The organism is Methylobacterium sp. Ger2507 (genome assembly GCF_055231875.1).
Window position 1 is genome coordinate 1,063,651 of sequence record NZ_JBUYVC010000001.1, and the last position, 13,710, is coordinate 1,077,360.

At 70.8% G+C, this 13,710-nt stretch carries 11 protein-coding genes; 7 read left to right on the forward strand and 4 right to left on the reverse strand.

The features are described 5' to 3' along the window. Nucleotides 1–342, forward strand: a complete 342-nt coding sequence (locus ACV7NL_RS04950; RefSeq protein WP_156634251.1) for a hypothetical protein — start codon at nt 1–3, stop codon at nt 340–342. Between the two features lie 87 nt (nt 343–429). Here ACV7NL_RS04950 and ACV7NL_RS04955 read toward each other — a convergent pair whose 3' ends face one another. From ACV7NL_RS04955 to ftsE, 3 genes are all read right to left on the reverse strand, one after another. Then, on the reverse strand, nt 430–1,233 hold the full coding sequence (locus tag ACV7NL_RS04955) for a YdcF family protein (RefSeq protein WP_244477005.1): 804 nt from the start codon (nt 1,231–1,233) through the stop codon (nt 430–432). A gap of 167 nt (nt 1,234–1,400) precedes the next feature. Then, nucleotides 1,401–2,417, reverse strand: a complete 1,017-nt coding sequence (locus ACV7NL_RS04960) for a cell division protein FtsX (RefSeq protein ID WP_244477006.1) — start codon at nt 2,415–2,417, stop codon at nt 1,401–1,403. A 51-nt stretch (nt 2,418–2,468) separates the two neighbouring features. Then, the gene (gene ftsE / locus ACV7NL_RS04965) at nt 2,469–3,167 is read right to left on the reverse strand and encodes a cell division ATP-binding protein FtsE (protein ID WP_200935890.1); all 699 of its coding nucleotides are present in this window, start codon (nt 3,165–3,167) and stop codon (nt 2,469–2,471) included. Between the two features lie 153 nt (nt 3,168–3,320). On the opposite strand from ftsE, the gene ACV7NL_RS04970 reads away from it, so the two are divergent. The 5 genes from ACV7NL_RS04970 to ACV7NL_RS04990 all read left to right on the forward strand — a co-directional run bounded on the left by ACV7NL_RS04970 (nt 3,321) and on the right by ACV7NL_RS04990 (nt 6,692). Further along, the gene (locus ACV7NL_RS04970; protein ID WP_463355085.1) at nt 3,321–4,214 is read left to right on the forward strand and encodes a zinc-ribbon domain-containing protein; all 894 of its coding nucleotides are present in this window, start codon (nt 3,321–3,323) and stop codon (nt 4,212–4,214) included. A gap of 12 nt (nt 4,215–4,226) precedes the next feature. After that, entirely contained in the window at nt 4,227–4,796 is a 570-nt protein-coding gene (gene hpt / locus ACV7NL_RS04975; RefSeq protein WP_056187887.1) for a hypoxanthine phosphoribosyltransferase, read from the forward strand. Nucleotides 4,797–4,933: 137 nt separating this feature from the next. Beyond that, nucleotides 4,934–5,299 carry a response regulator gene (locus tag ACV7NL_RS04980; protein WP_056187890.1) on the forward strand — a complete coding sequence of 122 codons (366 nt, stop codon included), beginning with the start codon at nt 4,934–4,936 and terminating at the stop codon, nt 5,297–5,299. A 38-nt stretch (nt 5,300–5,337) separates the two neighbouring features. Next, nucleotides 5,338–6,405, forward strand: a complete 1,068-nt coding sequence (locus tag ACV7NL_RS04985; protein ID WP_463355086.1) for a cysteine synthase A — start codon at nt 5,338–5,340, stop codon at nt 6,403–6,405. Nucleotides 6,406–6,536: 131 nt separating this feature from the next. Beyond that, nucleotides 6,537–6,692 carry a DUF3309 domain-containing protein gene (locus ACV7NL_RS04990; protein ID WP_156376221.1) on the forward strand — a complete coding sequence of 52 codons (156 nt, stop codon included), beginning with the start codon at nt 6,537–6,539 and terminating at the stop codon, nt 6,690–6,692. Between the two features lie 9 nt (nt 6,693–6,701). Here ACV7NL_RS04990 and ACV7NL_RS04995 read toward each other — a convergent pair whose 3' ends face one another. Continuing rightward, nucleotides 6,702–8,132, reverse strand: a complete 1,431-nt coding sequence (locus tag ACV7NL_RS04995; protein ID WP_463355087.1) for a serine protease — start codon at nt 8,130–8,132, stop codon at nt 6,702–6,704. A gap of 147 nt (nt 8,133–8,279) precedes the next feature. Between ACV7NL_RS04995 and ACV7NL_RS05000 the strand changes: the two genes are divergently transcribed. Next, nucleotides 8,280–13,661: an alpha-2-macroglobulin family protein gene (locus tag ACV7NL_RS05000; protein ID WP_463355088.1), complete on the forward strand. Its 5,382-nt coding sequence runs from the start codon at nt 8,280–8,282 to the stop codon at nt 13,659–13,661. Nucleotides 13,662–13,710 lie beyond the last annotated feature (49 nt).

The following is a 13,710-nucleotide window of genomic DNA, read 5'->3' on the forward strand; positions in this document are numbered from 1 at the left end:
ATGCGCCTCGTACCGGGCTTCGTTTCCCTGGCCGTCGCTCTTGGGCTCGCGGCCGGTCCCGTCGCCGCGGAGCCGCGCGGCGCGACCGACACCGCGTGTGCCCGTGACGTTCTCGTGGCGAGCTCGATGCAGCGCCAGGCGATCGACCAGCTCGAGCAGGCCGGCAGCGAGGCCGCCGACCAGTGTCGCGTCTGGCGCCGGCACGTGGAGACCATGCGCCGGGTGGCGAGCGTCTACGGCCGCTGTCTCTCGGGGGCCGAGCGCACGGAACGCCTCGCCCAGGTCCAGACCTCGGAGAAGGAGTTTTCGGGTCTGATCCGCAGCCAGTGCAAGGGACTGTGAAGGCCGGGACTGTGAAGGCCGGGACTGTGAAGGCCGGGACTGCCGCGTCCAGCCTCGCATTCGTCTTCCGACCGGGCTTCCGCCGGCCTATTGCTGCCCGCGCAGCAACAGGGGCTCCGCGACCATCTTGATCGGCTTGCCGCGCCCGATGAGGATGGCGGCCCGCGAGCGCTCAGGATCATGCTCGAAGCGGGTCCGAACCCAGGCCACGAGGAACTTCAGGTACTCCGAGGCCAGGAGCTTGGCCGAGGAGGGATGCGACCACCAGCGGTCGGGCTCAAAGCCTTCCGCGATCACCGGATAGGGTACGACGCGGTCGGCACCCATGAGCGCATGGTCGAGTTCCACCATGGTGCGGGGCATGTGGTAGTTCGAGGTCACCACCGTGACGGTGCTGAAGCGGTGCTGGCGCATCCAGCGCCGGGTCTCGATCGCGTTGCCGATGGTGTTGCGCGCCCGATAGTCGAGGTCGACGCAGCACTCGATCCAGTGGCGCTGGCTCGGGTTGAGCCGGGCGATCTCGTCGCGGCTCGTGCGCTCGTTGACGCCGGTGATGAGGAGGCGCCGCCCGTAGCCGTTGGCCAGAAGGTCGATGGCGTCACCGATGCGCTGAGCGCCGCCCGTCAGGGCCACGATGCCGTCGGCCCGTCCCTCCGGTACGCGCTCGTCGCGCTCCAGACAGGCCACGAAGGCCAGAAAGCCGCAGAACAGGGCCACTCCGCCCAGGCTGGCGGTGCCCAGGGCGGCCTTGGCGGTCCGGCTGAATCCAGCGTGCGCAGGCGCGCCGGCTTCCGGGAGCCGAGGCGGCGTCCGCCCCGGCGCGCGGGATGCGACGTCGGTCCAGGCCCATCCGAAAGCCTCGGGGGGCTTCATGGTGCCGCTGGCTGACATCCGCCTCGTCATGCCCCATAGGTAGCCCCGATTGGGGCGTTCACGAGGCAAGCATCTCCGCCTGGAAAGGTTCACGAAGGGTTAACGGGATCGGGCGGGCATGAGACAGCCAGGCGCCCGCTGTTTGCGAATGTGTGAATCGGGTCCGGCGCTTGCGGCCAGACTTCCTACGCCAGGAATCGCCGCACCGTGAGGCGCGAGACGATGCCGGTGACCACCGACGCGATCACGCCGATCAGGAGCACGCTGGCATAGCCGCGCCAGCCGATGTGGAAGGCTCCGAACAGGGCCTCGATCTCCTCGCCGGCAGGACCCGAGCGCCAGTTGCGTGACACCAGGCCGGCCAGGGCAAAGGCCGCGATGGCCGCACCCGATCCGATGATGCCGCCGCGCAGCCCGAGTCCGAAGAACCGGCGCTGGAAGGCGCGGGCGATGAAGTCGTCGTTGGCGCCGACGAAGTGCAGCACCTCCACCACCTCCCGGTTGCCCGCCATCGCGCCGCGCGTCGCGAAGACCACGGCGAGGCCGGTCGCCACCAGCACCAGCACGACGATGCCGATGCCCACGCCCACGAAGGTGTTGGCCGCCGTGGAGAGCCGGCGCAGCCACAGGGCATGATCGTCCAGGCTTGCGACGCCGGGCAGCGCCTCGGTGAGGGAACTCCGCAGGGGCTTCAGGTCCGGAGCCGTTTCGGCCAGCTTCAGCGTGACGAGGCGCGGGACCGGCAGATCCGAGAGGTCGAGGCCGCTGCCGAGCCAGGGCTCGAGCAGGCGCTCGGCCTCCCCCTTCGAGAAGACCCGCACGGCGGCGATGCCCGGGGTGGCCTTCGCCAGGGCCTCGGCACGGGCGACGTCCGCGTCGATGTCGCGCCCGGGGCTCGGACGCACCTGGATCGTCACCTCCTGGGCGACCGTGCCCTGCCACTGGACAGCGCTCGACGCCACGATCTCGGCGGCACCCGCGCAGAGGGCTGCCAGGAAGGTCAGGATGGCGATCACGGCGGCCAAGGCCCGGCTCGCGGCTGAATCCGTCGGAACCAGGGGGGCGTTCCGGCGCAGGGTCGCGGGCAGGGGCGCGGCCCGCGAATCCGGAGGTGCCGGCGGTTTCACCGGCGGCCGGTCCCCGGTGCGGCCAGGAATCGTCGCCGCCTGGGGGGCGGAGGGTATGCCGGGATCACCCATCATGTTTCGCCCCGTCTCGCCCGATCCGCATCACCCGACCTCCTTGACCCGACGTCATGCCTCGACCGTCAGGCGCCCGTCCCCCAGGACGAAGCGCCGGGCATCGACGAGGTCCATCAGGGCGAAGTCGTGGGTGGCGATGAGCACGGAGGTGCCCAGCCGGTTCAGTTCGATGAACAGGCGCAGCAGGCGCCGGCCGAGGCCTGGGTCGACGTTGCCGGTGGGCTCGTCGGCCAGCAGCAGTTCGGGCCGGGCGATGAGCGCGCGGGCGATGGCGGCGCGCTGCTTCTCCCCGCCCGAGAGCAGGGGCGGCAGCACGTGCATGCGCTCGCCGAGGCCAACCCAGCGCAGCAACTCGACGACCTCGGCCCGGTAGCTCGTCTCCGAGCGGCCCTGGACGCGCAGGGGCAGGGCCACATTCTCGTAGGTGGTGAGGTGGTCGAGCAGGCGGAAATCCTGGAACACCACGCCCATGCGCCGGCGGAGACCGGTCAGCGCCTCGCTGGAGATGCCGCTGACCTCCTCGCCGAACACCGAGACGAGGCCGCGCGTGGGCCGCACCGACAGGAGGATCAGGCGCAGGAGCGTGGTTTTGCCCGCGCCCGACGGCCCCGTGAGGAACTGGAACGAGCGCGGCGCGATCTGGAAGCTGACATCGCTCAGCACCTCCGGTCCGAGGCCGTAGCGCATGCCGACGCTCTCGAACTGGACCACCGGCTCCTCGGCTCCCGAGAGAAGCGACTGCGTGTTCACCCGATCCGCCACGATCCCCCCATGATCGATCCCCGTGCGCTTCGGTTCAAAGGCCGCTCGCTTCACGGACGGTTAACCGTGTTGGCCGAGAACCGTTTGAGTCTTTTTGCCCCTGGCGGCAACTGCCATCGAGATGCGAGGCGCCGGGATACCATGCTGATCGTCTGCCCGTCCTGTTCCAGTGCGTATGAGATCGACGCGGATCGCGTCGGGCCGGACGGGCGTTCGGTGCGCTGTGCGGCCTGCCGCGAGACCTGGTTCATCTCTCCCGAGGACGTCTCCGCCGCTCTGGAAGCCGAGATGACGGCGGCCATGATGGCTGCGTCCGATCTCGGCCCCGACGCGGCGCAGAGCCGCGCCACGGCTCAGGCCGACCTTGATTCCTGGGAATCGGCTCTGGGAGCGGAGCCCGAGCCCGTCTCGGTTCCGCCGGAAGAGGCGCGCTCCCGCGGCAAGGTCAAAGCGGCTGCGCCGAAGCGGGCCGGCTCGAGGCTGGCCTCGCCTGGTGCCGCCCTCGGCCTCGCGGTGGTGGTTGGGTTGGGGCTCGCCGTGGTGGGGCGCGCCACCGTCGTCCGGGCCATGCCGCAGAGTGCGGGTCTCTATGCCCGCGTCGGGTTTCCGGTCAATCTGCGCGGCATCGCGTTTCGCGACGTCGTCGCATTTCAGAACCCCGGCCACAGCCCTGGCGACGGCGCCCAGGGCCAACTCGTGGTCGAGGGTGACCTCGTCGGCATCGCCGCCGAAGCCGAGGTCCCGTCGATCGAGGTCGAGGTCCGTGACGGGCGCGACCAGCCGCTCTATCGCTGGCGCATCGCCCCGCCGCGCCCGGTGCTGGAGCGGAGCGAGACCGCCCGCTTTCGCGCGAGCCTCTCGGCACCCCCGGCCCAGGGCCGCTCGGTCCGCGTCCACTTCGCCGCCGCCGAGTCTGAGGGCGCCAAGTCCGGGGGCACCGAAACCGGGGCTGTCGGGACCGGCGCTACTGTCTCCGGCGTCGCTGTCTCCACCGAGCCGATGGCGAAGACCGGTGCCAGCGCGCCGAGCCCGTGATAAGGAGCGCGCATGACCAGTCCTTCCCGACGCGTCCGCGTCCTCTTCGACGAAACCGCCATCGCCCGGCGCACCGAGGAACTCGCGGCCGCCATCGCCGCTGCCAACCCTGAGAATCTCCTCGTGGTGGCGGTGCTCAAGGGCAGCTTCATGTTCGCCGCCGATCTCCTGCGCGCCCTGCACCGGGTCGGGCTGGAGCCGCAGGCGGAGTTCGTGCACCTGTCGAGCTACCGCACCGCCACGGTCTCCTCGGGCCAGGTCGAGATCCTGCGCGACGTCGAGAGCGAGGTACGCGGGCGCGACGTGCTGCTCGTCGACGACATTCTCGAATCCGGGCGCACCATCGTGTTCGCCAAGGACCTGCTGATGGCGCGCGGCGCCAAGCGGGTGCTGACCGCCGTGCTGCTGGAGAAGCCGGGCAAGCGCGCCGTGACCATCGATGCCGATTTCGTCGGCTTCACCTGTCCGGACGTCTTCGTCGTCGGCTACGGCATGGACGTCGCCCACGCCTACCGCCAATTGCCCTTCGTCGGGCTCGTCGACTACGACAGTCGCGAGCCCGACCTGTTCGGCGGGACGTGAGGCGCCGCGCACGCGCTCACGGTGAAACTGAAACAATTTAGCTCTTAAAGCTTTCGCTGTGTCCACGCGTCCCTTGACAGGGCGCGTCGGCCCTTGCGTGACTGACGGCCCGGACCTGAGAGAGACATAGACGCGCGATGGCCCGCATCCTCCTGGTGGATGACGAAGAGACGGTACGGGGTTTCCTCAAGCGGGGCCTCGAGATCGACGGCCATGCCGTTGTCACGGCCTCCGACGGCAGCGACGGACTCGATCGGCTGACCGAGGCGGACGGCGCGTTCGACCTTATGCTCACCGACATCCGCATGCCGCTGATGGATGGCATCGCCCTGGCCCTGGCCGCCAAGCGCGACTTTCCCGACCTGACCATCCTGCTGATGACCGGCTTTGCCGACCAGCGCGAGCGTGCGCGCGGGCTCGACGCCATCGTGACCGACGTGCTCACGAAGCCGTTCTCCCTGGCCGACCTGCGCTCCACGGTGAACCGGGCGCTGGCCGCCTGAGACGCATCGGGTCCGCCTTCTTCCTCGGAGTCCCGTGCATGGCCCTGCAGTCCGACCGTTCCTCGCCCGACATCCTCTCGGCCATCGGCGCCACACCGCTGATTCGCCTCGCGCGCGCCTCCGACGAGACCGGATGCACCATCCTGGGCAAGGCCGAATTCCTCAATCCCGGCCTGTCGGTGAAGGATCGGGCAGCGCTCTCGATCGTGCGTGATGCCGAGGCACGAGGGCTCATCCGCCCGGGTGGAACCATCGTGGAGGGCACGGCCGGGAACACCGGCATCGGCCTGGCGCTGGTTGCCGCGGTGCGTGGCTACCGCACGGTCATCGTGATTCCCGAGACGCAATCGGCCGAGAAGAAGGAGACGCTGCGCCTCGCGGGTGCCCGTCTCGTCGAGGTGCCGGCGGTGCCGTTCGCGAACCCGAACAACTACGTCCATGCCGCACGCAGGCTGGCCGAGCGCTTGGCCGAGACCGAACCGGGCGGCGCTTTCTTCGCCGATCAGTTCGACAACCTCGCCAACCGGCAGGCCCACGTGGAGACGACGGGTCCGGAGATTCTCGCGGCGACCGGCGGCTCCGTTGACGGCTTCATCTGTGCGGCCGGCACCGGCGGTACCCTTGCGGGAACCGCGCAGGCCCTGCGCGCGGCCAAGGCCACGGGGAGCGGCATGCCGGGTGTGCGGATCGGTCTTGCCGATCCGGATGGTTCTGCCCTCTACGCCCACTACACCACCGGCACCCTCAAGGCCGAGGGCTCCTCGATCACGGAGGGGATCGGCCAGGGCCGAATCACCCGCAATCTCGAAGGCTTCACGCCGGACCTGTGCTTCCGCATCCCCGACGGCGAGGCCCTCGACATCGTCTTCCGGCTGATGCGGGAGGAGGGCCTGAGTCTTGGCGGATCGTCGGGCATCAACGTCGCCGGGGCGATCCGGATGGCCCGGGCGCTTGGGCCGGGCCACACCATCGTGACGATCCTGTGCGACGGCGCCGCACGCTACGCCTCCAAGCTGTTCAATCCCGCTTTTCTGGCCGAGCGCGGTCTTCCGGTCCCGGATTGGCTGAGCGCTTCATCCGCTCCGCTCCCGGATTGGCAGGCCTGACTTCCACGCCGGCAAAAAACCTTGCGTTTCGAGGAATATGCCGCTGTGCGCGTTGAACGGAATCGCTACGGCGACGTTTGTACGGTCAAGCTCAAGCAATTCCGGTTGGGCGCGTGACGGAGTTCCCATCCATGACCCTGACCACCATTCTGCTTATCGTCCTGATCCTGATCGTTCTCGGCGGCGGCAACTTCCTCGGCGGCGGCGCTTACCGTGGACCGAGCTTCGGACTCGGCGGTCTGCTCATCATCATCTTGATCGTGCTGCTCGTGACCGGACGACTCTGAGAATCCCGCTCACGGCTGGCACGTGATGGCCACCATCGCGCCCGCCAGGGCCGCGACGGCTTCGCCAAGCGTGCCGGCCGCCTTCGACGCCGGTGCGGTCCGCACCCCCGCGGCGCCGAGGAAGGCCGCAAGCGCGTCGCCCCGCACGAGCCCGTAGCTTGCAGGCGGCATGATTCCGGCGATGAGGCGGGGCTGTTTCGGAACCGTCGCGACGAGCCCGGTGAGCGCGCCCGCATGATCCAGGACCGGCGCGCCCCCGGAGCCGGGCTGCAGCGGCGCGGAGATCCGGCCGCCGCCCGGCCCGGAGCGGCCCGGGGCCACCAGGACGCCCCCCTCGGCATCGAACACCAGCGCCACCAACCCTTCACCGTCGGCCATGGCACCCGTGTGCACGCTCGGAGCGAGCGCCGCCCGCCCGGGGAGCGGACCCGTTTCCAGAATCATGAGATCGGCCGTGCCGCCGGGGCTCGGCCGCGTCGGCAGGCCCGCGATCATCGGCGCCCCGCAACCCTCCAGCGCCGCCGCGCTGGTGAGGACCCGTCCGGGCGCCACGACGAGGCCCGTCGCGGCCGGAACCCTCCGGCTGCCCAGCGCGGGGGGCGGGCTGGGTGACGCAACGACCGTCTCGGCCGGAGCGGGTGCCGAGGCGGGAGTCACATCCGGGAAGGGCACGAAGCTGTTGGCGATGGCGATGGAGAGGCGATCGACCTCCCCGAACAGGGCCTTGTCGTAGCCCAGAGTGAAGCCGCGCAGGCCCGCTTCGCCGGCGGCATAACGGATGTAGGATCTGCCGGTCCCGGTTTCGGCGGTCACCACCAGGAAGTCGGGCCGCAGGAGCTTGTAGGTGATCCGCCGGTCCGCACTCGGCGCAGTGATGCGGGCGAAGACCGCTTCCAGCCCGGTCTCGCCGGCCGGGTAGGACTTCGTCTCCAGCGTGATGCGCCAGTCGGCACTCTGCCAGCGGGTGCCCCCGGATTGCGGCGTCCGCTTCGGCAGGATGCGCTCGGGCACGCCGAGCACGACGCCGCTGACGGGATCCGACTTCACGACGAAGCGGACGGCCGCGCGCGCCGCAGCCCCCTCCTTGAGCAGGGCGGCGCGTCCGGTCGCATCCGGCAATCCGGTCCCGCCGCTCCGCTTCGCGTAGGCCAGGAACGCCTCGTAGCTGCGCCGCCCGAACGTGCCGTTGACCACGCTGTTGTAGTCGCCGGTCCAGACCAGCGCGTCCTGCAGACCCTTGCGCTCGGCCTCCGGCAGAGCCTCGAACGCGGTCCGCGCCGCCTCGAAGGCGGGATCGGGCGCGGGCGCGCTCGGCTTCACCCGGGCGGGCGCCGGGGCCGGCGGCGTCTGAGCCAGAGCCATCTGGACGGAGGCCAGGGCTGCCGTCAGGGTCATCACCCATCCGGTTCCGTCCCGGATGGTCGGATCGCGTCGCATCATGGCCGGGTCGCGTCTTCCCGATGAGAACCCATCCGGTGTGGCAGAGGCCGCGCTCGAATTCCAGGCCGTTGCGGCCGATGCGCGAAGTGCTACGGTTCCGCCCGGGACCGGTGCGACGTACCGGCCTCCGGCGAACGGGGTGGAAACATGGCGGGATCATCCGGATACGGGCGCTCGCCCCGATCTGTGGTCGGGATCTCGGGCCTCGTGCCGGTGCTTGCCCTTGCCGGGCTGCTGGCGCTGCCCGCCCAGGCTCAAGTCCAGGTGCAAGTCCCTGGTCAAGGGCAGGGATCGACGGCGCGCACCGCAGCCAAGGTCCTTCCCCGGGCTCCGCTGGCCAAGGGTTTTCAGCGCGACGACCTCGCCAGCGACGGCGTCCGCCTCGAATCGACCCTGACGAGCGAGGCAGGATATCCCCGGCCGGACACCAAGTCCGCGGTGAAGGCCCGCACTGAGGGCGAGACCCTGATCGAGGCCGAGAAGCCGGCGGAGGCCCTGAAGCCTCTCGCGCGCGCGGTGGCCCTCGAACCTGGTGAATCGGCAAATTGGCTCACCTATGCGCGCGCCGCGAGCGCGGTCGGCAACGACGAGCGGACCGGTGACTACGCGAGCCGCCTGCGCCTGCGCCGCAACGCGCGGGCCGCCGCCTACCAGGGCTACCTGCGGGCGAGCAGCGCGGCGGCCGAAGCCGAGGCGCTCGCGACCCTCGGCGAGGTTTACGCCGCCGAATCGGAGTGGCGCCCATCGCTCGAGGCCTACCGTGCCAGCCTGGCGCTCGCCGACGCCGCGGAGGTGCGCGAGATCTACGAGGGCCTTCGCGTCGAGCACGGCTTCCGCATCCTCAACTACACCGTCGATTCGGATGCGGCCGCGCCGCGGGTCTGCTTCCAGTTCTCGGAAGGCTTGGCGCCAAAGACCGACTTCACACCCTTCATCGCCGTCTCGGGCGCGGCCAACGCCGCCGTCACCGGCACCGGCCAGCAGGTCTGCGTCGATGGGCTCAAGCACGGCGAGCGCTATGCCTTCGTGGTGCGCTCCGGGCTCCCTTCCAGCGTTGGAGAGACCCTGCTCAAGGCCGCTGATTACGAGGTTTATGTCCGGGACCGCTCGCCTCAGGTCCGCTTCACCGGACGCAACTACGTCCTGCCCCGCACCGGTCAGGCCGGCGTGCCCCTGGTCTCGGTCAACGCGGCCAAGATCGACGTGGAGGTGCTGCGGGTCGGCGACCGGGGGCTGCTGCCGTCGTTGCGGGCCGAGGACTTCCTGTCGCAACTCAACGGGGCCACGGCGCGGACCATCGCCGACCAGAAGGGCCAGCGCGTCTGGAAAGGCGTCCTCGAGACGGCCAAGGCGGAGCTGAACCAGGAGGCCGTCACCGCTTTCCCGGTGCTGCAGGCGGTCGGCAAGCTGGAACCCGGCATCTACATCATGCTGGCCCAGCCCGCTGGCACCACGGCGTCCAACGACGAGGAGGGCGGCTACGAGCAGCAGGCGACACAATGGTTCGTGGTCTCGGATCTCGGACTCACTGCCTTCAAGGGCCGCGACGGCGTCCACGTCTTTGCCCGCTCGCTGGCCTCGGCCGACGTGGTGGCCGGCGCCGAAATCCGGCTGGTGGCGCGCAACAACGAGGTCCTGGCGGTCGCCAAGACCGACCGGCAGGGGCACGTCGCCTTCGCGCCGGGCCTCGCGCGCGGGGAGGGCGGGATCAGCCCGGGCCTCGTGGTGGCGCAGATCGGCGACGATTACGGCTTCCTCGACCTCAACCAGTCGGCCTTCGACCTCACGGATCGCGGCGTGAAGGGACGCCCGCAGCCCGGCGCCGTCGAGGCCTATGTGTTTCCCGAGCGCGGGGTCTATCGCTCGGGCGAGACCGTGAACCTCACCGGTCTTCTGCGCGACGCGCAGGGAGCCGCCGTGCCGGAAATTCCGCTCACGCTGGTGATCAGGCGTCCCGATGGCGTCGAGTACCGGCGCGCCCAGGTGGCGGATGCGGGCCTGGGCGGCCGCGCCCTGGCGCTGCCCCTCCTGGCCGGCGCGCAGCACGGCACCTGGCGGGTGGCGGCCTATACCGACCCCAAGGCGCCTGCCATCGGGGAGGCGAGCTTCCTGGTGGAGGATTATGTCCCCGAACGCCTCGACGTGACGCTGTCGAGTGCGACGCCCGCCCTGACCAGGGGCGCCCCCGCCACCATCGACGTAGCGGCGCGCTACCTTTACGGCGCCCCGGGCGCCGGGCTGGAGGTCTCCGGCACCGTTCTGGTCCAGCAGGCGGCGACCAGCGGGATCAAGGGCCTGGAGGGCTTCTCGGTCGGCCTCGACGACGAGCGCGTGGAGGCCTCCTCGGCCGAGATCGATGCCCGTGCCACCACCGATGCAGCCGGCAAGGCCCGGCTCGTGGTGCCGGTCCAGGCCCTGGCCGCCCCGCGCCCCGTGGAGGCGAGAATCACCCTGCAGATCGGTGAGCCGGGCGGCCGGGCCTTCAGCCGCAGCCTGACCCTGCCGATCCTGCCTGACGCGCCGGTCCTCGCCATTCGGAAGGGCTTCTCCGGCGACCTGACCGAGGGTGGCGTCGCCGGGTTCGACGTGGTCATGGCCGCTCCCGACGGGCAGCGCCTGACGCAGAAGAACGTGGCCTGGACGCTCCAGCGCGTCGAGAAGAGCTATCAATGGTACCGCGAGGGCGGGCGCTGGTCCTTCGAGCCGGTGACCAGCACCCGCCGCGTCGCCGATGGCCGCCTCGACCTCATCCCCGACGCACCGGGCCGCGTCAGCGCCACGGTGAGCTACGGCACCTACCGGCTGGAGGCGAGCGTCCCCGGCCGGCCCGCCGCCACCGCGAGCGTGACCTTCACGGTGGGCTGGAGCGGGGGCGAGACGGCGGATGTGCCGGACCTCCTCGATCTGCGCCTCGACAAGGCGGCCTATGCCACCGGCGAGACGCTCCACGCCCGCCTGCAACCGACGTTCAGGGGACAGGCGACCCTCGCCGTCGTCAGCGACAAGCTGCACGCGCTCCTCACCGTCGACGTGCCGGCTGCCGGCACCACCGTGGACATTCCCGTCAAGGCGGAATGGGGGTCCGGCGCCTACCTCGTCGCCACCGCCTACCGGCCCCTCGACCAGGCGGCCAAGCGCCTGCCGGGCCGGGCGCTCGGCGTCGCGTGGTTCGGGGTCGACCGGGACAGCCGCACCCTCGGCGTCACCCTCGAGGCACCGGCGAAGGTGCGCCCGCGCGAGATCCTGACCCTGCCGATCCGGCTCGCAGGCCTGAACGCCGGCGAGGAGGCCCGGGTCACCGTGGCCCTCGTCGATGTCGGCATCCTCAATCTCACCCGCTACGAGGCGCCCAACCCGTTCGGCTACTTCTTCGGCCAGAAGGCTCTCGGCCCCGAGATCCGCGACCTCTACGGATACCTCATCGACGGCATGCAGGGGACGCTCGGCGCCATCCGCTCCGGCGGCGACGGGGCTGCAGCCGAACTCGCCGATGCTCCTCCGACCCAGGCGCCGCTGGCGCTCTATTCCGGGCCCCTCACGGTCGGCCCCGACGGCCGCGCCAGCGTCAGCTTCCCCCTGCCGGCCTTCAACGGCACAGGCCGGGTGATGGTGACCGCCTGGAGCCGGACCAAGGTGGGTGCCGCCCAGGCCGACGTGATCATCCGCGATCCCGTGGTCGTCACCGGCACCCTGCCGCGCTTCCTCAATGTCGGCGACCGCTCGCGCTTCCACGTCGCCATCGACAACGTCGAAGGGCAGGCCGGCGACTACACCGTCGACCTCGACCTGACCGGCTCCGTGCTGGTCGGCGCCGAGGCCATGCACAAGACCCTGCGGCTGGAGGCGGGCGCCAAGGGCTCCCTGGTGATCCCCATCACCGCCGCCGGACCGGGTCCGTCGCGGATCGACCTCACGCTCTCCGGTCCCGGCCTGCCCGCCGGCGTCGGCCAGAGCTTTGCCCTGACCATCGGTCCCGGCACGGGGGCGCTCGCCCGCCGCTCCGTGCAGGTTCTCGAACCCGGCGCGTCCCTGCGCATCTCCGACGAACTCCTCGCCGACATCCTGCCCGGCACCGGGACGGTCTCGCTCTCCGCCTCGAACCTCGCCGGCATCGACGTGCCGGCCCTGCTCCAGGCGCTCGACCGCTATCCCTACGGCTGCTCCGAGCAGACCGTCAGCCGGGCGATGCCGCTGCTCTACGTCAACCGCCTCGCGGCTCAAGATCCGCTCGGTCAGGATCAACTCGGCCTCGACAAGGCCGACGAGCGCGTGCGCCAGGCGATCGAGCGCGTGCTGTCCCGCCAGAACGCGGCCGGTGATTTCGGCCTGTGGTCCACGGATGGCGCCAGCGACACCTGGCTCAACGCCTACGTCACCGACTTCCTGACCCGGGCCCGGGAGCGCGGTTTCGCCGTGCCCCAGATCGCCTTCGCCAGCGCCCTCGACCGTCTGCGCAACGCGGTCGCCAACACCACCGAGGTCGGGGACGGCGGCATGGACATCGCTTATGCGGCCTACGTGCTGGCGCGCAACGGCCGCCCGGTGATGGGCGACCTGCGCTACCTCGCCGACACCAAGCTGGCCGCGTTCGCGACCCCCCTGGCGCGCGGACAGATCGCGGCGGCCCTGGCGTTGCTGGGCGATCGGGGCCGGGCCACCAAAGCCTTCGCTTCGGCGATGGCCGGCTTCCGCGAGACGGCGTCCACGATTTCGGCCTACCGGCCGGATTACGGCTCGCGCCTGCGCGACAGCGCCGGTCTGCTGGCGCTGGCCGCCGAGACGGGCTTCGCCCGCGACAGCGTCCAGCCGCTCGGTGCCATCATCTCGGCCGAGCGGGCGACCGGACGACCGACCAGCACGCAGGAGGATGCCTGGATGGTGCTGGCCGCCGAGGGCTTGAGCGCGGACTCGGACAACCTCCGCTTCACCCTGGACGGCAAGCCGGCGAGCGGCGCCCTGGCGCGCAGCTACCGCGCCGCCGCCCTGGAGGGAAAGCCCGTCACCCTCGTCAATGCGGGCACCCAGGCGGTGCAGGCGGTGATCGGCGTCAGCGGCAACCCGATCGCACCGGAACCGGCCGAGGCGCGGGGCTACACCATCGAGCGGCGCTACCACCGCCTCGACGGGTCCCCGGTGGATCTCGCGCAGGGAATCCACCAGAACGACCGCCTCGTGGTGGTGCTCACCGTGACCGAGGCCAAAGCCAGCGCCGGACGCCTCCTCCTGGTCGACCGGTTGCCCGCCGGCCTGGAGATCGACAACCCGAAGCTCCTCGATGCCGACGCGCTCACCGGTCTCGCCTTCGCCAAGTCGGATGTGGCTCCGGTCCACACCGAGTTCCGCGACGACCGCTTCGTGGCCGCCTACGATCGGACTCCCGAGCAATCGGCTTTCTTCCGGGTGGCCTACACCGTGCGGGCGGTCTCGCCCGGCACCTACGTCCACCCGGCCGCCACCATCGAGGACATGTACCGGCCGGAGCGCTTCGGGCGCACCGGGTTCGGTTCGATGACGGTGAGCACGAAGTAGGGCTGTGCGAAGTCCGTCTGTCCCGAAGGCCCGCATCGACCCTTCCCCC